This window comes from Sporosarcina sp. NCCP-2331, from assembly GCF_023707945.1.
GTDB lineage: Bacteria > Bacillota > Bacilli > Bacillales_A > Planococcaceae > Sporosarcina > Sporosarcina cascadiensis.
Genome location: NZ_BRCD01000009.1, coordinates 22053 through 40248, shown reverse-complemented (window position 1 = coordinate 40248; position 18196 = coordinate 22053). Strand labels below are relative to the sequence as shown.

Annotated in this window: 17 protein-coding genes and 1 pseudogene; 5 read left to right on the top strand and 13 right to left on the bottom strand. The window is 39.0% G+C overall.

Translation table 11 applies throughout. The features are described from left to right. Positions 1 to 124 precede the first annotated feature (124 nt). The 8 genes from NCCP2331_RS06935 to NCCP2331_RS06900 form a co-directional block, all read right to left on the bottom strand. Positions 125 to 1615, bottom strand: coding sequence for an aldehyde dehydrogenase family protein (locus NCCP2331_RS06935; protein WP_251669589.1), 1491 nt, complete (start codon positions 1613 to 1615; stop codon positions 125 to 127). A gap of 84 nt (positions 1616 to 1699) precedes the next feature. Next, positions 1700 to 2524, bottom strand: coding sequence for a cyclase family protein (locus NCCP2331_RS06930; protein ID WP_251669587.1), 825 nt, complete (start codon positions 2522 to 2524; stop codon positions 1700 to 1702). Between the two features lie 164 nt (positions 2525 to 2688). Then, complete coding sequence (locus NCCP2331_RS06925; RefSeq protein WP_251669585.1) at positions 2689 to 4464, bottom strand: thiamine pyrophosphate-requiring protein; 1776 nt, start codon at positions 4462 to 4464, stop codon at positions 2689 to 2691. A gap of 359 nt (positions 4465 to 4823) precedes the next feature. Beyond that, on the bottom strand, positions 4824 to 6044 hold the full coding sequence (locus tag NCCP2331_RS06920) for a CaiB/BaiF CoA transferase family protein (protein ID WP_251669583.1): 1221 nt from the start codon (positions 6042 to 6044) through the stop codon (positions 4824 to 4826). 15 nt (positions 6045 to 6059) lie between these two features. Next, complete coding sequence (locus NCCP2331_RS06915; protein ID WP_251669581.1) at positions 6060 to 7388, bottom strand: CaiB/BaiF CoA transferase family protein; 1329 nt, start codon at positions 7386 to 7388, stop codon at positions 6060 to 6062. Positions 7389 to 7394: 6 nt separating this feature from the next. Beyond that, complete coding sequence (locus NCCP2331_RS06910) at positions 7395 to 7832, bottom strand: Zn-ribbon domain-containing OB-fold protein (protein ID WP_251669579.1); 438 nt, start codon at positions 7830 to 7832, stop codon at positions 7395 to 7397. Between the two features lie 35 nt (positions 7833 to 7867). Next, positions 7868 to 9052, bottom strand: coding sequence for a thiolase family protein (locus tag NCCP2331_RS06905; RefSeq protein WP_251669570.1), 1185 nt, complete (start codon positions 9050 to 9052; stop codon positions 7868 to 7870). 65 nt (positions 9053 to 9117) lie between these two features. Further along, positions 9118 to 10464, bottom strand: coding sequence for an MFS transporter (locus NCCP2331_RS06900; protein ID WP_251669568.1), 1347 nt, complete (start codon positions 10462 to 10464; stop codon positions 9118 to 9120). Between the two features lie 829 nt (positions 10465 to 11293). Here NCCP2331_RS06900 and NCCP2331_RS06895 point away from each other — a divergent pair. From NCCP2331_RS06895 to NCCP2331_RS18435, 5 genes are all read left to right on the top strand, one after another. Further along, on the top strand, positions 11294 to 11929 hold the full coding sequence (locus NCCP2331_RS06895; protein ID WP_251669566.1) for a Crp/Fnr family transcriptional regulator: 636 nt from the start codon (positions 11294 to 11296) through the stop codon (positions 11927 to 11929). Between the two features lie 595 nt (positions 11930 to 12524). After that, positions 12525 to 12962, top strand: coding sequence for an HTH domain-containing protein (locus NCCP2331_RS18450; RefSeq protein ID WP_309296365.1), 438 nt, complete (start codon positions 12525 to 12527; stop codon positions 12960 to 12962). A gap of 50 nt (positions 12963 to 13012) precedes the next feature. Then, entirely contained in the window at positions 13013 to 13444 is a 432-nt protein-coding gene (locus NCCP2331_RS18445; RefSeq protein WP_309296364.1) for an IS3 family transposase, read from the top strand. Between the two features lie 21 nt (positions 13445 to 13465). Continuing rightward, positions 13466 to 13657, top strand: coding sequence for a hypothetical protein (locus NCCP2331_RS18440; protein ID WP_309296363.1), 192 nt, complete (start codon positions 13466 to 13468; stop codon positions 13655 to 13657). Beyond that, positions 13647 to 13805, top strand: coding sequence for an IS3 family transposase (locus tag NCCP2331_RS18435; RefSeq protein ID WP_309296362.1), 159 nt, complete (start codon positions 13647 to 13649; stop codon positions 13803 to 13805). The genes NCCP2331_RS18440 and NCCP2331_RS18435 overlap by 11 nt, the downstream gene beginning before the upstream one ends. A gap of 226 nt (positions 13806 to 14031) precedes the next feature. Here NCCP2331_RS18435 and NCCP2331_RS06885 read toward each other — a convergent pair whose 3' ends face one another. The 5 genes and pseudogenes from NCCP2331_RS06885 to NCCP2331_RS06870 form a co-directional block, all read right to left on the bottom strand. Next, the gene (locus NCCP2331_RS06885; protein WP_251669564.1) at positions 14032 to 14565 is read right to left on the bottom strand and encodes a transposase; all 534 of its coding nucleotides are present in this window, start codon (positions 14563 to 14565) and stop codon (positions 14032 to 14034) included. Between the two features lie 409 nt (positions 14566 to 14974). Then, positions 14975 to 15178, bottom strand: coding sequence for a transposase (locus NCCP2331_RS06880; RefSeq protein ID WP_376776805.1), 204 nt, complete (start codon positions 15176 to 15178; stop codon positions 14975 to 14977). Positions 15179 to 15536: 358 nt separating this feature from the next. Then, a pseudogene (locus NCCP2331_RS18470) lies at positions 15537 to 15650 on the bottom strand (TRAP transporter large permease subunit); the annotation flags it as partial. 236 nt (positions 15651 to 15886) lie between these two features. After that, complete coding sequence (locus NCCP2331_RS06875; protein WP_251669562.1) at positions 15887 to 16807, bottom strand: VOC family protein; 921 nt, start codon at positions 16805 to 16807, stop codon at positions 15887 to 15889. 70 nt (positions 16808 to 16877) lie between these two features. Continuing rightward, complete coding sequence (locus NCCP2331_RS06870; RefSeq protein ID WP_251669561.1) at positions 16878 to 17744, bottom strand: fumarylacetoacetate hydrolase family protein; 867 nt, start codon at positions 17742 to 17744, stop codon at positions 16878 to 16880. Positions 17745 to 18196 lie beyond the last annotated feature (452 nt).

Genomic DNA, 18196 nt, shown 5'->3' with positions numbered 1-18196 from the left:
GTTTTCTATCAATTTGTATTTAGTTTTAATGCGACGCTAGTGATTTTATATAATCAAAAAAGGGGAAACAAATCACACAGTTTCCCCTTTTCATTATATAAACTATATCACCGATCAAGTGAAATTAGCTATAAAAACCTGTTGGTGGTGGATCGAAATTTGCTGCAATCGTTTTAACTTGCGTATACTCATCCAGTGCCTCTTTACCATATTCTCTTCCTAAACCGCTATTTTTAAAGCCTCCAAATGGAGCACCTGTTTGGAAGTTAAAGTATTGATTAATCCAGACACTGCCGGCTTGTAGCTTTTGGGCAGTCGCAATTGCAGCTTTGAAATCCTTTGTCATGATACCCGCAGCCAACCCGAACTCTACATCATTTGCCTCTTTGATGACCGTATCGATATCATTCCATCGCATTACAGTAAGAACTGGTCCGAAGATTTCTTCTTGCGAAATTCTCATATGGTTTGTCGCTTCGAAAATAGTTGGTTCAATAAAATACCCATGTTCGTTGCCAGGAACAGTTATGCGATTTCCTCCTACCAACAATTTAGCGCCTTCCTCTTTAGCGATCTCAATATAACCCAATACTCTTTTTCCTTGTTTTTCATTGATAAGCGAGCTAACTCTTGTGGATGGATCCGTCGGGTCACCCACTTTGACTTCTTTTGCTCTTTTTACCAACTTTTCTATAAACTCGTCATAAATATCATCGTGAATAAATAAACGGGAGCCTAGAATACAACTTTGCCCATTAAAGGAACAGTAACCAAATGTAACATTTTCAACGGCGCTATCAATATCCACGTCCGGAAAAACAATATGTGGAGATTTCCCACCTAATTCAAGCGTGACCGGCATAAGCCTTTCACCTGCTGTTTTACCAATTAGACGACCCACACCTACACTGCCTGTGAAGGATAATTTATGGATATCAGAATGATTCATGAGTGCTTCTCCAGCTTCAATACCATAACCTGGGACAAAATTGACAACACCTTTTGGCAAAATATCTTTCAGAATCTTTGCAAGTTCTAATGTGGATAAACTTGCATCTTCAGCAGGTTTCATCACGATAGTATTTCCCGCAGCAAGGGCTGGAGCAAGTTTGAAAGATACCATAATCATAGGTACATTCCAAGGAATGATTTGAGCACATACACCTAAGGGATCTTTTTGTACGATCAGTTGACCGTTTGTAATAGGCCTTGAAGTACCCTCGAACATTAAAATTGCCGAAGCGAAATATCGAAATTGACTAATAGCAATACCGTAATCCATGGAAAGTTCGTGAATTGGACGACCTGTATCAAGGCAATCGATCATACAAAACCGTTCCTTGTTTTCCTCCAATGCATCCGCGATTTTATGAAGATATGCCGAACGTTCTTCGACAGATACTTGAGACCAGCTTTCAAATGCAATATTGGCAGATCTGACGGCTTCGTCAACCTCTGTTTTTCCACCTCTTGCTATTCTGGACAATAGCTCGCCAGTTGCAGGATTAATAGAGTCGATATATCCATTTGATGATTCTACAAATTCACCATCAATAAAAGGACCATATTGCGTTTCAAATTTAATGGTCGTACTACTTTTGCTAATCGTTTTCATATAAATCTCCCCCATCAATTTTTTTATCCCATTTGCGTTGCATAGATAACTAATGAAAACACCTATTTACCATTTACAATCTCTTCAGTTGTTTCCTACTAACGCAATCGCTCTAACTGGACTCCCGCTCCCATTCATTATCTTTAAAGGGGTTGCGATAAGGATAGCTCCTTTGGGTGGGAGTTTGTCCAAGTTTGTTAACTGTGCCAAGCCATATTTATTGGCTTCATGCATATAGTGATGGCTAGGAAAAGGAGGATCAAATGTCTGGGCTATACCCGCATCCGTTCCTACAGTTTCCACACCAACCCCCAGAATATCCCGGTCAGTAGCAAGGAACCTGGAAGCTTCGGGCGTAAAACCTGGAGTGTTTGATAAGCCTTCTTTATTTATATTTAAAAACTTATGGTCATTTATATATTCTGCCCATCCCGTATGGAGTAGTACCCAAGAATGTCTTGGTATTTCACCATGCTCTTCCTCATATTCCTTTATGTCTTCCACCGTTAAGCAATAGTTAGGATTCCTCTTACATTTCTCTTTTATATTAATGACTCGTGCTTCGCCAACCATGTTCTTTGTTGGGATCGTGTCGATACTATCATTTTCTTTTCCCGAAAACCAATGGTTCGGTGCATCAAAATGCGTACCGCAATGTTCTCCTAACGTCAGGTCGTTCCAATAACATACAGGCCCTGTTTCATCATATTTAGATAGCTGTTTCATTTGAAAACGGCTCGTATTTATAAATGGTTCAGGGAGATCAATGACTGGCGTTTTCTCATTTAGCACTTGGGTCAAATCAATCACCATAATAGAATCATTTACAACACTATCGAGCATTTTACTTAACAATTCCAACGGAGGATCGAGCATTTTATTTACTTCCTGTGACTGGATATTCATCATATTACCCCCAAAAAGTAGTTTAAGAAGCCATTACAGAAATTATAGAAGAGCGAAATCATTGGTATATACTTATATTATACGAAACTTCTCAATTTTCCTGTTAATCTATTAACATATTTTCAAAATTAAAAGTTTATTTATAATATAATCTATTAACACTTCAATTAAACAGACGGGATATAGACATCCACTACAGCAGTACGTCCTTCTTTTACAGCCCCGATGGCTTTCCGTAAAGCGCTCTTCAACTCGGAAGGTTTTTTCACTGTCTGTGCGTGCGCATTTCCTGCAGCTTCAGCAATTTTTGCCAAGTCTGCCGGTGGATCAAAGTTCACATGGAATTGATCCATTGCATTCGCCACACCGTTAGGATGAACACCCAATGTAGAGAGTTTCGGGGATTTCCAACCCGAGTTATTATAAATGACAGTCAAGAAGGGTGTATTATATCTTTTAGCCATCCAATGAACGACAGAAGGAATACTGAAGAGGAAAGAACCATCTCCAGTCAGACTCACAACTGTCTTATCAGGGTTAGCTAACTTCATACCGATAGCCGCTCCACCGTTCCAACCCAACGAGCCTGCCCCACTCCCATGTAGTGTCCCGGGATTTTTTGTGCCAATATGAGTACAAATGGTCTGGAAGTTGGATATGCCTTCATTTAATACAATCGTATCTTCATCGATAATTTCCCTAACACAAGCAGTTAGATATTCTGGAGTAATTACATCTTCGGTCACTTTTTCTAATTGATAGTTCTTTTCACTTTGTTGCACATGGATTTCAGAGTTTTTCTTCCAACGTTTTGCGATCATTTCTTCATTTACTTGACTCGTGCCATCTAGGTAATTATTTATTTGTTCTAATGCCACTTGTGTATCCGCTTTAAAGAAACGCTTCGAAGGAATATACCATAGGGGCATTTCTTCTTTTAGTGGATCCATATCAATATAATATACTGTCGCGTCATCAGCGGGTTTATTTTTCATAGGTATCCACGGTATATCACTATCCAAAACAAGAACAAAGTCTGCCTTTGCCAATAGCTCATTTTGTCCCGCCGTATTCCATTGGTGACCCCAATGCATTGGATTATCGGCTGGAAAATTCATCGCATTCGATACAGATTCTATTACAGGAATGGCTAAGCGTTTACTTAATTGAACTAGATCCTTAACCGCTTCCGGATTTCTTCCCAAATACGATGTAATGACTAGTGGGTTTTTGGCTTTTACTAAATCCTCTACTAGTTCCGCAATACTACTTGGCGGAATCGCGCTAGGGGAAATTGGTTCCCAAAGGGCTTGATTGATTGTAATTGGTTCAGTCTTTTCTTCCATCACTTCACGTGGTCCCATCAGATATACAGGTCCCGGCGGATCACTTTTCGCAAATTGGAGTGCACGGTGAACGAGTTGCTTAACATTTTTACCAGTGCGAATCTCATTATCGTATTTTGAGTATCCTCGCATAATACCTCGCTGATCAAATACGTCTTGGATCCAGTGAATAAATTCGTTTCGGCTTCCCGTCAATTCGTTTTCCTGTGTATAAGGGGACGCACCGGCGAATACAAGCACGGGTACTCTTCCTTTAAATGCGTTATGAATAGCTCCGCCAATATTTTGCGTTCCGCATTCAACATGAACAATCACCGCCTGTGGTTCCCCTGTAATTTGCGCGTAGCCGTGCGCTGCACTCATCGCCACCATTTCATGTGGGCAAATAATTAATTTCGGGAGTTTTTTATTCTCTTTTTGTGCTTGTGCCAAACTCTCAATCAGTGATGGGTGATCACTACCCAAATTAGCAAAAATATAAGAAACACCTGCTTCTTGTAAAGCTTCTAAAAAAGCAGTCCCTGTTGTATAATCGTTCTTTGCCATTGCTTCTTGTTCTTTACTAGTTTCCATAATGGTTATGTCTGATATACTCATAAGTTTTACACTCTCCTTATAGCTTCCTTTTAATAGGATCATTTTTACCTACAAAACCATTCTAACCTAGCCTCTCCCGACCATTCCGTTAAACTATTAACATATCACGCTATTATTTCTTTCAACTACCAAAAAATATAACGCTTACATTGGAATTTATCCCACTGATTTATTAATTTTTCGTTATAATTCTTGAAGTCGATAATAAACAGGGTTTAAGTATGAGAACATACAAAGACCCCGAATCAGGATTTTTGTTTTAAAGTGTCCAAGATTCGGGGTATGTATCAAATTAGGCAGTTTTTTAATGTGGAGTTTAAATTTAGATTTTAGTCTTTGATTATTTATAACACAGTTTATTATTCATGATTCTTTATTAAAACTTTGTCACTCGCATATTGATTTTCTATTTCTTCATTATGCTCACCTAGCATAGGCGGTCTCGATGAAATCTCCCATGGAGTCTTATTAAAATTATAAGGGGCTCCCGGGTACTGAAATGTCTCCTTTAATTCTGGATGCTCAACATTCACAAAAGCTTTGCGATCCTCAGTCAAATGAGGATCTTGCAGCATTTCTTCAGGAGCCCGAATCACAGCCCATGGCAAATTAATACTTTGCGCGTAATGAAAAATATATTCCGACTCATGAATTAAGCAAAATTCTTCTAATACGTCGCAGATGGTATTCATTTTTGTTGCACGGAAATTATCATCTACATATCTTTCATCACTTAATTTCCCCTCCATCCCTTTTGAAGCAAGCCACTTGACTATTTCTCTCCAGCGTTTTTCATCCAGATAAGTATTCAAGCAAAGAATATAGCGATCATCTTTACATTTAAAAATCCATCTGCTCGATTTATTTGGCAAAGCGTGGCGGGCTGTATGACGTTTCACATGTGCTTTTTGGTATTCCCAATAGGGAATGGACATTTCAGTCGAGACGGTTACACAATCATGAACAGAAATATCTAAGTGTTGTCCCTGCCCCTGTCCAAAATCTCTATGGAATAAAGCGCTTACAATTCCTATAGCAGCAAAATTTGCGGCCATGTTGGCTGCTTGCCCTCCTGTTGGAGCAATTGGTGGCGCTCCTTCCACATCATCATAGCCATTCACAGCCATTACTCCTCCTAGGGCTAATTGGGTAATGTCACACATTTTATATTGACTCCACGGTCCTGTTTGCCCAAACGGTGTAATTGAACAAATAATTAATGCCGGATACTTACTAGATAACGTATCAAAATCAAGCCCCCATTCTTTTAATGTGCCAGGCATGAAATCTTCTAGTACCACATCAAATTGAGGTAATAAATTAATATACTTTTCTCTGTCTGATTCTTTAGTAAGGTCAAGAATTATAGACTTTTTTGATGTATTGTAATGCCAAAAGTAAAGGCTTTTATTAGGGTCTTGTTCATCGTTATAAAAAGGACCTATTTGCCGCGCTTCAACTCCATTAGGGGGTTCCACCTTTATAACTTCCGCTCCCATATCCGCCAGCATTTTACCTGTAAACTGAGTTAATTGATCTCCAATTTCTAAGACTTTGATGCCCTCTAACGCTCTTTTCATAAAACATCATCCTCCTTACCATAATGATCTGACTTCTTTAAATTCATCCTTCGGCATATCTTTAGGCCATAAAATACCATTGTCCTCCAGGTCATTTATTTCGTCATTACTATAACCAAGAACTTCACTTAGTACATATCCATTATCTTCTCCCATTAAAGGTGCTGATTTATGCAAATAGGGTTGCGTTTCTGACATTTTTATTGGGATACCTACAAAGTTTCGTTCACCCAGTAATGGATGACTAAGCCTCTCAAACAAGCTACGTACCTTTAGTTGAGGATCTTTTTCCATTAAATCTTCATTCATTTGTACAGCTCCACATGATATCCCTCTACTTTGAAGAAGTTCCATTACTTCGTATTTGTTACTTTCAATTGTAAATAGCTCGATATTCCGGTCAAGTTCATCTTGATTTCTTAATCGGCCTTCAAAACTATCATACTTTGCATTCTTTGCCCATTCCGGGTTTCCAATAGCGTTTTTAAAAACATTCCATTCCTTGTCGGAAAAAATTGCAATTGTACACCAGTCATTATCTCCTCCACCTTTACAGCGGTAACTGTTGTGAGGGCAGCCAACTTTTCCTCGATAGTTGTTTTCAGGTGATTCGATAGAAGTAATGGCGCGATTACCAGGGGGAAATCCGGGTCTTTTCGACGATCTTTGATTCACGGTAAAATCCAATAGGTTGGCACCGGCCAGAGGTAATCCCGCTTCTACTTGGGAAATATCTATATATTGACCTTTATTTGTTCTTTTTTTATGATAGAGAGCAGTTAACACACTAAAAGCACCGGCATAGCCTGCTACAACATCCATTATCGAGTATCCCCAGCCAGCTGGATGAGTTTTGGGGAGTCCAGAAATGAACGTCATACCATTTAAACCCGCAGCTGTCGGCCCCCAGGTTCCGTACATTTTTTTCCGACCCGTGTGTCCCAATCCGGATATACTCATATAAATAATTCCCGGGGAGATTTTTTCCAAAGATTTATAATCCAGCCCCCACTTTTCAAAAACTTCTGCACTAAAATTTTCTAATACAACATCTGATTTTTTTAGTAATTCGTGAACAATTTCCATTCCACGTTTTGATTTAACATTAAGAGTCAAACTCTTTTTACCTGCATTTAAATTATTAAAGAAAGCCCCATTATTAAGTCCTGGTTTATCTCCCTCAGCATACATAGAGAAACGCATAAAATCTGGATTTTTCGGCCATTCGACTTTTATCACCTCAGCACCTAGAGATCCTAGAATCCTTGCTGTTGTGGAACCGGAAACACTCCATGTAAAATCTAAAACGCGAATTCCATTAAGTACTTCTTTCTCGTTATTCATAACATATTAACCCCTTTCAACAGGTTTCCAATTCACCAATATCTCATCATCAACTTTTTCGAAAACCGCTTCCATTTCCATATTACAATGGACCTTAGTAGGATCCATTCCAACTGCATTGCCTAACATTCTCACACCTTCTTCTAACTCAACTACAACCATCGCATAGGGTACCTTCTCATCAAAATAGGTAAGAAAACCTCTATAAACAATGTTAAATGTATAGACCTTCCCCTTTCCCTCAATAGGTACCCATACAAGATCAGCACCTGGGGAATGTGGTGAGACAAATCTGGGGGGCCAAACCTTCTTTTTGGTTACAGTACATTCTTGTACTACCAACTTCCCGCTCCGGGTTGCTTCCCAAAAAGGGGCAAATAAATCCCAATCCCTATCATTATGACTTGTTGGTATTGGTCGATATAAAACTCCGGTAGTATCCATGTTAAAACTCCCTTCCACATGACTTGTAATATGTTTTAATTGTGTAAAATAGCAATAGAACCATCACTGAGATCTCCATAGCCTGTTACTAAACCAATTTTGGCATCCTTAACCTGTGCTTCCCCTGCTTCACCTCTTAACTGGTATACAGCCTCGACTACATGATTAATCCCAACAACATGTGCTTGTGATAGTAATCCACCATGTGTATTTACTGGCAATTTCCCGCCCAATTTTATGCGTCCATTTTTAACAAACTCTGGTGCTTCCCCGCGTGAGCAAAATCCCATTTCCTCAATTTGTCTTAGTAGAACAAAGGTAAAACAGTCGTAGATTTCTGCAAAATCAATGTCATCATGACTTACGCCAGCCATATCGAATGCACGCGGAGCAGCATGAGTGATACCCATATCCAGTATGTCGGGTCTAGTTGCCAAATCATCAGGATAAGTCGGATGTCCCTCAGCAATTCCTCCAATATATATTGGTTTTTTAAAACGATGGGCATTTTTTTGTGAGGTTACAATTACCGCTCCTGCCCCATCAGTTTCTAAAGAACAGTCAAAAAGACGAAATGGATCCACAAGCATAGGTGAGTTTTGGTAGTCCTTTTCTGTCATCGGACGCCCTTTCATATAAGCTTTCTCATTCAATTGTGCATGCTCCCTACAGGTCATCGCCACAATCTGCATACCAGTTGGATCAGGATTATATTCATGTATCCATCTATTCGCATGAAGCGAGTAATAGTGTAACGGAACACTTAAACCATAAGGGTATTCCAAGTTTTCGCGATATTCGACATTGGGCATAAATTCATTGTTTAAATCTAAAATGCTTGATTCTCCTGCACCTGTTCTCGGGCCTGACGAATAACCTCTTTGTCCAGTAGCCACAAGAATAAAATCCGCAACACCGGCGGCAACTGCCAAAGCTGCACTTTGTATTGCAGCTATACAACTCGCCCCTCCCAATTCAAAGCGGCCACTAAATTTAAGTTCCTTCATTCCTAATCCATGAACAAATTCCTCGTGGCGAATATTGAATTTCCAAGGAGATATGACACCATCAATCTCCGATGGATGAATTCCGGCATCCTTACACGCATTAAGTGATGCCTCAATACAAAGTCTAGCTAAAGGTTTATCTGTTCCCCTAACAAATTCTGTTTCACCGACACCTATAATACATGCCTTGTCGCTTAGTGAGTGTCCCAACATATTCCCTCCAATTTATTCACTGATTTATGAAACTTGAGACAGCAGTTTTTTAATCTTCATACCATTTACATGATGCTTATAGATCCCTTCGATTTCTCTATCTCTTTCTTTTCAATTGTATCTGCTGTACTTGATAGGTTTTTAAGTAAAATAGTACCTGTTGCACCGATCATCGCTGAAATCACTATATAGGCTCCAATAGAGTAAAGTGTTCCAGTCGTGTGAATAAGATAGGTACAGACCAACGGAGCTATACCTCCCGCAAAAACCGCAGCAACCTGAGTTCCCAATGCGGCTCCACTATAACGAAGATGTGCTGGAAAGGCTTGAGCCACTAGTGCTGGTTGAGCCCCAGCTTGTATATTGTGTGCCATGTTAAAAATAATAGTAGCAAGCAAAATTAAAATAGGTATCTCTGTATAAATTAACCCTATATAAGGAAATGCCCATATAAAGCTTACTGCAATCCCCATAATGTACATCCTTTTAATGCCAAACTTATCGGCAAGATGTCCAAATAAGGGAATACCAAAAATCGAAAGAAAACTTCCGACAGCGATTACATTAACCATATAGCTAGATTCAATATTAAAATTACCTGTAACGTAGGTAATCATGTAAGTAGCAAATATCGCGTGAGGAACATGTTCGGAGAACTTTGCCATCCCTACAAATAAAACCTGCTTCGGATATAGCTTAAGCACCTCCAAAACTGGAGCCTTTGCCACTTGATTTCCATCAGTGACACGCTGAAATGATGGCGTTTCTGTAATCTTACTACGGATAATTACTCCTGCTATTAATAGAACAAAACTTAATATAAATGGAATTCTCCAACCCCAAACATAAAAATTATCTCCTGTGAAATACATACATAACGCCACTACTACAGAGGATAACAGCATACCTCCTCCTACGCCTGCATTGGGCATACTAGCGGTAAATCCTCTTTTCTTTCGGCTTCCCCATTCCATAGATAATAAGACAGCCCCAGCCCATTCTCCACCTACACCTATCCCCTGGAATATTCGCATAGTAACCAATGCTATTGCAGCCCAAATTCCAATAGTTTCGTAAGTCGGGAGTAATCCAATAATAGTACTACTGATGCCTATTATCCAAAGTGTGATTACCAATGCAGTTTTTCTTCCTATACGGTCACCAAAATGCCCAAAGATGATGGCCCCTAAAGGACGCGCAAGGAATCCGGTTGCTAAAGTAGTAAAAGATAATATTGTAGCAATATATGGATCGGATTCAGGGAAAAAAAGCTTAGGAAAAATTAACGCGGCGGCGGTGGCGTATAAAAAAAAGTCATACCATTCGATAATAGTTCCAAATGTTGCTGCTACAACGGCTTTTACCGGCATTCCACTTCTTCCATCTTCTTCATGTAAGGTTTCATTGGACAAGTTCTTCACACCTCCGAATTGTTTTGACAAAAAAGTTCATTGTTAACTTCTTATCTTGCTTAACCAAAAACTTTGTTCATTAATCAAAACCAGATATTTCAGGTTCATTGAGACACTGTGCCTTAAGATGCGATAACCTGATTATAATTTGAAATGATTTGCCTTAAAGAATTGGTATGCCACAGTATTTTTCATTAAAAGCGTCAATGCGCTCAATTTTATTCAATTATAGCCATTCAATTCTCTCCCCTCAAAAAAATCGTTATTAAGTCATCATTAAAATTAAGGCTTTATAATTCTTAAGCCTTTTTCCCTCCACATCCTTATCTTATATTAAATTGTCTATGTATTCCGTTAACTCGTTAACGTTTTCTAAACTTTCCTATTCTCTCTGTGCTAATATACTTGCCTTATCTCTTACACTAAAAGAAATTACTTACTTATACCTTTAAATATACAGGATTTTCTATGCGTAGCTTCCCTCTTTTCTTTGTAAGTAGTATCTGTTCACCAAAAACTTGTCCATTCCCTAGAATTTCAATAATCCTTTCTTTACTGTTTAAATACATCTATGTGCTGATTTTAATCTTCGCCTCAACAAATATATAAACTTCTTTTCCGATTGTGCTTTGCTCATAGATTATCGTATTCCGCTTCACAAACATTCTTTTGCCATGCTTGAGATATGAATATCAAACAAAAGCCCGTCCCTCTTACAATCTAAGATAGTGTTAGACAATATTGAAATATCAGTATTATATGATAATATAAAAGTGAATACAGTCTATAATTCACTTTTAATTTTTACTATAAGCAGAGGTGGGAGACAATGTTCAATCAAAAACATAGTTGGGAAAATTTTATCTTAGAAGGTTATGGACTAAAAAGAAAGTTTGAGAAAAATACGACATTGTTTCACCAAGGAGAGATTGGTGAAGGATTTTATTATCTTTCAAAAGGAGAAGTGAAGATTAGTTTGTTGTCTAGCCAAGGAAATGAAAGGGATATCGATTATGTAATACCTGGAAGACTGTTGGGTGAACAGGGATTTTATAAGAATCCTTATTTTACTACCGCAGTCACCACAGCCCCTTCAACACTTTACTTTTTCTCGAAAGATGAATTTAACCAGTTGTGTTTGGATCTTCCCGAGGCAGCAAGCATCTTTATGGATTCGTTGATAATGAAAGTACGGCTATTGGCCGAAGCTACCACCATTCTAAATGCACCTGCTGAGTATCGACTTGCACACTTTTTGTACAAGCTGCACAGACAAAAAGGAGAAACGAAAATAAAGATTAGTCAAATCACACTTGCACGCTTTATCGGGACATCTAGAATTACCGTGTATAAAGTAATTAATGAGTGGAAAGAAAAGAGGATGATTGAACATCGTCAAGGTTATATATTTATCCTAGATATAAATAAACTTATGCTTTATCTAGATGAAGATCCCGTATCTTAATCAAAACTGGTGAATATCCAATGATGGACAGGCACCTTCGTCCCACTACTATTAACTTAGACAACATTGTAATCATTCCTTACTACAATTGCTTCAATTTCAATTAAAAAATTCCGGCAAAGGGTTATTCCGTTACATAGACTATTGTTTGGGAGGGTGGCGGATTGCACACAAAATAGTGACGAGCTGTTAGAATTAAATCATATTACTTTTCCATCTACCACTACATTGGTAAAGCGCAGTTGAAGGTAATTGTAAAGGCCTGTTAAATGGTGGAAATATTTACATTGCTGCACGATAAATCTTTCTTATAATAGATAGCCGGAACCTAAAGTACGTGAAGGACCTGTCGAATGAAGTAGGACCCGATCAGCTGACACGAACACAGTACAAAGACCTGCTGGTCATCCAGGAGCTGTTCCGTTAGCAAACCATCCTTTTGGGAAGCGATAGCCGTTCTATCGAAGACCGTTTGGGACATAGGAAAGCTGTCCTTTTATAAAATGTACCCTAAACGATAGACACTTTGAAAAAAGTCTATCCTATAGGGTACTTTTGTTTATAATAAGAAAAAACGATGTGGGAGCGGATGAAGATGACTGAACGATTGTTTACCACAAGAGAACAAGAACAATTACAATGCAATCCCAACGTACAGGCAGTTAGTGACAAATCCATCACGTATACCGACGAATTTAAACGTCATTTTATTGCGAAGAATGAAAAAGGGAGACTGCCACGGGAGATTTTCGAGGAGGCCGGCTTAGATGCTGATTTAATCGGGATAAAACGGGTGAGATCTTCAGGAAAGCGCTGGCGTGCCGCCTACCGAAAAAGTGGTGTAGAGGGCTTACAGGATACAAGAAAGACCAATTCAGGTCGCTCAATAGAACGTGATCTAACAACAGAAGAAAAAATTGAACGGTTGGAAGCGAAGAATCGCTTATTACAAGCGGAGAATGAACTGTTAAAAAAGCTCGATCTACTCGAAAGGCAGATGATGAAAAAGAAATCACAATCCAAACGGTGCTGAAATATGAACTTATCCATTCCACCATCCGAAAATATAACTTAGCACGTTTGGTGAGCTACTTATGCGCAATCATGGAGGTCTCCCGTTCAGGCTATTATAAGCACTTTGAAGAGAAATCTAAACAGGGACGCGCAACACAAGAACAGGCAGATGAAGCCGTAAAGGAAATCATTTTACGGGCCTATCATTTTCGAGGAAGAAAAAAAGGGGCACGCCAAATTAAAATGACACTTCAAAGTCAGTATGGCATCACGTACAACCTAAAACGTATTCGCCGTATTATGAAGAAATCTGAGATCATCTGTCCGATCCGCAAGGCCAATCCGGCACGGCGTATGGCGAAGGCAACGAAAGAGCATCGCACTTGTGAAAACACGTTACAACGCGAGTGTAAGCAAGGGGGTAGCTGGAAAGGTATTATTGACCGATATCACCTATTTGACGTATGGAAATGGAAAACGCGCTTACTTGTCAACGATTAATGATTAAAGACGCCCAAACGAATGAAGATATTAGCCTATGAAATCTTTTCTTCTTTAGGCCTCGATGTCGCCATGAATACCCTTCAGAAACAAAAGAAACACCGTCATTTACTGACAAATACCTTTATACATTCGGATCAAGGATTCCATTATACGAATCCCAGATATCAGGCAGCTGTAAAGAAAATGGGGTTAGGGATCGATGTCACGTAGGGGAAACTTTTGGGATAACGCCCCTCAGGAATCATTTTTTGGTCACTTCAAGGATGAAACCAATATAAAAGATTGCGAGACATTAGAAGAAGTGAGACGAGAGATTAAGAGTTATATGACGTACTACAATCATTATCGAGGTCAATAAAATTTGAAAAAGCTGCCGCCTGCAAAATACAGACAACAGCTTCAACAAACAGCCTAGAATTTTTTGAAATTGTCCTTTACAAAGGGTACACTTTATTAGACCGGCTTGGATTTTTTCTTAACCAGGTTTCCGCTACTTGGATAAGGCGAGATATTCCTTCCGTGCTTTCCGGCGATAGGTACGCGTTTTTTTGAGCCAGGAGGGCGTTCTGCATGTAACGTATCAATCATCGTTTCGAGTTTTCCCTTGCCTGATTTAAGAGACCGATATCTGTCGGATACGCAATATCGGAAGGGGCGCAAGTGGTATCGATCAGTAGTTTCCCTTGTTTGTAGACAGGAGCATCCTCTTTAGGGTGCGAAGACTCGGGCTTCGTTTCTGTGCTTTCATTTCCGCCCTTCGGCCCATCATCATCTGAGTCATCTGAATCCTTGGGATCCGCCGGGTTCCCATGGGCTGCTGTGATGGATTCATTCAGTTGACTCACGAGAACTGTGTTGAAACGCTTGCGGAAATGGGTCAGTGAAGAAGCATGGAACGGCGGTGTTTCCTGAAAAGCGTGCAGTCCAATCAAATAATGCATATAGGGATTTTCCGTAATCGCTTCCACGGTTTCTTCATCACTTAAGCCAAGCCGTCCCTTGATGATCAGCGCGCCAAGTGCAAGTTGCACCGTGTATGCCTTACTCCCCTGATTAGGATCGCCAAGCGTCTCCAGATATGCTTGCTCCAAGTCGGTCCAAGGAATGACAGAGGCCATGCGAACCTAACGTTTATCCGGGTTCAAGTGCCCTCCGAACGGCAAAAAGAATTCGTGTGGCAAGATCATTTGGTTTGCGTTATGTTCATACATGACATGTCCTCCTAGGCGGTTCAGTAGTTGTTTTTATTTTTTCAAGTATGCACTTATTTCGATAATAAGGGCGTCAAATCCTTTATTTGTATGGGATTGTAAGTTGTTCATTAAACCCCTAGTACTGGAAATTCGTTTGTTATGCTCCTGTCCGCATACTTTGGTAAATCAATTCCAAACTTATGTGATATCAACATAAAAAACTCCACCTTGTTAATATGTAAAGAATTTAGCACATTATCTCAGAAGAGTACAGCCATTGACCTGGAGATTTTTGAACAAATCAATTGTTTTTAAGAGGGAACAAAGTGCTCGTTTACATCTGTTCGTCGTTTTCATGGATGCAGAACGCGCGTTCATCGGCGAGCTGAAGATGATTTGCGATGGTTTGGGAGAACCCCAATTTCTCATCGAACTCCCGGAAGATCACGTTGCCAGTGTCGGAGAAAAGTTCTCCTCCGTCATTGGATAATTTAATCGAACGGTTGAAATGTAGGACGTTTTGCGTTAAAGTAGGCATCATAATAATCCTTTCTGTGGTGTTTTTGTTTAGTCGCAATAACCATATCAGAATTGGATTCTTTTTTCATCTTTTAGGTGAAAAGAGAATCCCACTCTAAAGCCGATATATACACTTTGGAGTGGGATTCTCTATTAATTGATGAATAATCAGGGTTTAATTAATTCCACAGGTGAAATTTTATTTTCCGTCAATGACTTAGATATTAATAAGAGATTCATTTAATCCTCCTAGACTATTGATGGGATACTCAGCCCATTTTCAATGAAGGTAAATACAAAGCGATTTCAGGAATCAAAATAATTAAAATCAATCTGACAACTAATGGCCTAATAAATAAAGGCGAACCTAAGATAACCTAAGATATTTTCACCTCTGACATTACAGATTTCATTCCAAATAAGTTAAAGCCAACTGGCGGAGTAACTGCTTCTATTTCTGTGTTGATTGTCACCATGATTCCAAACCAGACGGGATCATATCCTTATGCCACTACAGTTCGAGAGAATATTGGAATGACAGTAATCAGAATAACCATGGTATTGAAAAATATCCTTGGAATAAATAAAAGTATATTGATAATGAGAATATTCACAACTAGTATTATCTCTGCCACCCTTTGAGGTATTTTACTCTTGTCAAAGAAGCAAGTTCACCTATTACAATCAAAACGAGCACACCATTTGTATTGATAGTATTATTAATAAATCATTTTGAAACTTCCTCAAACTTCTTCAATGAATAATCAAACAATGTTTGTTCAAATCTCGTTCCCCATGCGACATTATCATCCCAACATCTGGCTTTCAGCGGAAAGTCCTCATGCCATGGACGAGGTTCGAAGTAGTCAAGCTCAGGTATCAATTGATCCATATCAATAAACAGTTCAACAAGGTTGCCATCTGGATCGTGGTGATAAGCCGCTATATTGTGCCCTGCCGTGTGGCGGGTAGGTCCCCATAGAATTTGAATATTATTTTTCGCTAAGAGATCAAGACTGTCATACTGATGGCTAGCATCTCTAAGTTCAAACGCAATATGGTACAAGTTAGGCTTTCCAATATGCTTGCCAAGATTAGAGACGTTCAGTACATGATGGTCCCTGTTACATGTCATAAAATTTGCTCGATCAGCAATCCGGTCTGTATATCGGAACTTCAATATCTGCTCATAGAACTTCGCTGTCTTTACGGCATCCATTGCACCTAATGCTAAATGCCCTAATTTATTTGGAACAATTCCGTGTTTTTTAAATCGTGGTGCAGGCATACTGATTTCATTGTAAAGTTGAACAAGGAAACCATCAGGATCTTTCAATTCTAGCATTTCAGGAATTCCTGGTTGTGCATCATTTTTTAGTTGAACATCAATTCCTTCTTGTTCGATTGCCTCTTTTAATTTGTGCAGTGATACATCAGGCCCCATTTGAAAACCCATACCTACCAAATTACTTTTATCTGCAGGGGTTAAAATAATATTATGATGGTCAAGTCCCGTACTGAAATACCTTCTTCCATCCTCTCCTTTCTCTGTTAATGTAAGACCAATTATTTCGGTATAATAATGTTCCATAGCATCAATATCTCTAGCTGCCAGATCAGCATATCCAAGTTTGCTGGGTTTAATCATAATAAATCCTCCTCCTATTTTCTCCGGATTAGTTTAAAAACGGGGCTTTGCATGCCACAGCTTATATTCCTTATATGGCATGGCTGGTTGAAACAACTTCCGCTTTCACTTTATTAAGTAGGGTTCCGATTTTGCTAACCTCAATTTCTACAACATCTCCCTCCTTCAAAAAGACTTGCGGGTCGCGTTTGAGAGCTACTCCTCCTGGTGTACCCGTGACAATTACATCCCCAGGATTAAGGGTTGTAAATGTAGAAATAAAAGAAATTAATTTTGGTATTGGGAAGATCAGCAAATTTGTGGTCGTTTTTTGCCTTACTTCCCCATTTACTCTCGTTTCCAAAGTGAGAGCTTCCCCATCTTTAATCTCGTCTCTAGAGACCATCCAGGGTCCAAAAGCTCCTGTTTTATCAAAGTTTTTACCAGGTCCCCACTGATCAGTACGAAGCTGCCAGTCTCGAATAGATCCATCATTATAACAAGAGTATCCAGCAATATAATCATAAGCATCTGTTTCCTTTATGCGTCTTCCTTTCTTACCGATTACTATTGCAATTTCTCCCTCGTAATCAAGATCATTGGATTCTTTCGGTAGAAGAATTTCTTCCTGATGGCCCACTTGTGAGTCTGGTACCCTTAAGAAGATAATGGGATATCCGGATTTTTCGCGGCCCACTTCCTTAACATGCTCATGATAATTCAGACCAACACAAACAATTTTTGTGGGATTTGGGATAACTGGTAATAAGTTAATCTCATCCAATTTATAGTCTGCAATCTTTGTGTTAATTTCTAATTCTTCTGCTCGATTCCCCTCTAAGAACGACTTTAAGTCATTGTATTCGTTATTAAATTTCTTTTTTAAATCAATGACACCAACATCCGTTAATACACCAAAACTTGCAATATTCCGATAACTGAAGCTAATATATTTCATACAGCACACTCCCTCTATGAATTTTAGTTTATGACTGATTGCCAGCCTTTGATTGAATCTTAACATTGAATTAAATTACCGCCGTTAACTATTTTACAGTTTGGCTTTTTATGACCTATCCCATTGGATTAACATAGCTTGTTATTTTGAAACGGTCGCATTTCACATAATAAATTAATTGTAAAACACAAAAAAGCCCCCTAACCAATTTCATACACAGTTAGGAGTGTAAACGACCACTTTGTTCCCTCTTAAAAACAATTGATTTGTTCAAAATCCTCCAGGTCAATGGCTGTACTCTTCTGAGATAATGTGCTAAATTCTTTGCATATTAACAAAGGGGAGTTTTTTACGTTGATATCACATAACTTTGGAATTGATTTACAAGAGTATGCGGACAGGAGCATAACAAACGAATTTCCAGTACTTAACGAGTGTCCTAACTGCAAAAG

Excerpts from the sequence above, each read along its gene's own strand:
- NCCP2331_RS06915 (WP_251669581.1), bottom strand. The coding sequence starts at position 7,388 with ATGAATAACGAGAAAGAAGTACTTAATGGAATTCGCGTTTTAGATTTT.
- NCCP2331_RS06875 (WP_251669562.1), bottom strand. The coding sequence starts at position 16,807 with ATGATTAAACCCAGCAAACTTGGATATGCTGATCTGGCAGCTAGAGAT.
- NCCP2331_RS06920 (WP_251669583.1), bottom strand. The coding sequence starts at position 6,044 with ATGAAAAGAGCGTTAGAGGGCATCAAAGTCTTAGAAATTGGAGATCAA.
- NCCP2331_RS06895 (WP_251669566.1), top strand. The coding sequence starts at position 11,294 with ATGTTCAATCAAAAACATAGTTGGGAAAATTTTATCTTAGAAGGTTAT.
- NCCP2331_RS06935 (WP_251669589.1), bottom strand. The coding sequence starts at position 1,615 with ATGAAAACGATTAGCAAAAGTAGTACGACCATTAAATTTGAAACGCAA.
- NCCP2331_RS18450 (WP_309296365.1), top strand. The coding sequence starts at position 12,525 with ATGACTGAACGATTGTTTACCACAAGAGAACAAGAACAATTACAATGC.
- NCCP2331_RS06925 (WP_251669585.1), bottom strand. The coding sequence starts at position 4,464 with ATGAGTATATCAGACATAACCATTATGGAAACTAGTAAAGAACAAGAA.
- NCCP2331_RS06930 (WP_251669587.1), bottom strand. The coding sequence starts at position 2,524 with ATGATGAATATCCAGTCACAGGAAGTAAATAAAATGCTCGATCCTCCG.
- NCCP2331_RS18435 (WP_309296362.1), top strand. The coding sequence starts at position 13,647 with ATGTCACGTAGGGGAAACTTTTGGGATAACGCCCCTCAGGAATCATTT.
- NCCP2331_RS06905 (WP_251669570.1), bottom strand. The coding sequence starts at position 9,052 with ATGTTGGGACACTCACTAAGCGACAAGGCATGTATTATAGGTGTCGGT.
- NCCP2331_RS18440 (WP_309296363.1), top strand. The coding sequence starts at position 13,466 with ATGAAGATATTAGCCTATGAAATCTTTTCTTCTTTAGGCCTCGATGTC.
- NCCP2331_RS06870 (WP_251669561.1), bottom strand. The coding sequence starts at position 17,744 with ATGAAATATATTAGCTTCAGTTATCGGAATATTGCAAGTTTTGGTGTA.
- NCCP2331_RS06880 (WP_376776805.1), bottom strand. The coding sequence starts at position 15,178 with ATGCCTACTTTAACGCAAAACGTCCTACATTTCAACCGTTCGATTAAA.
- NCCP2331_RS06885 (WP_251669564.1), bottom strand. The coding sequence starts at position 14,565 with ATGGCCTCTGTCATTCCTTGGACCGACTTGGAGCAAGCATATCTGGAG.
- NCCP2331_RS06910 (WP_251669579.1), bottom strand. The coding sequence starts at position 7,832 with ATGGATACTACCGGAGTTTTATATCGACCAATACCAACAAGTCATAAT.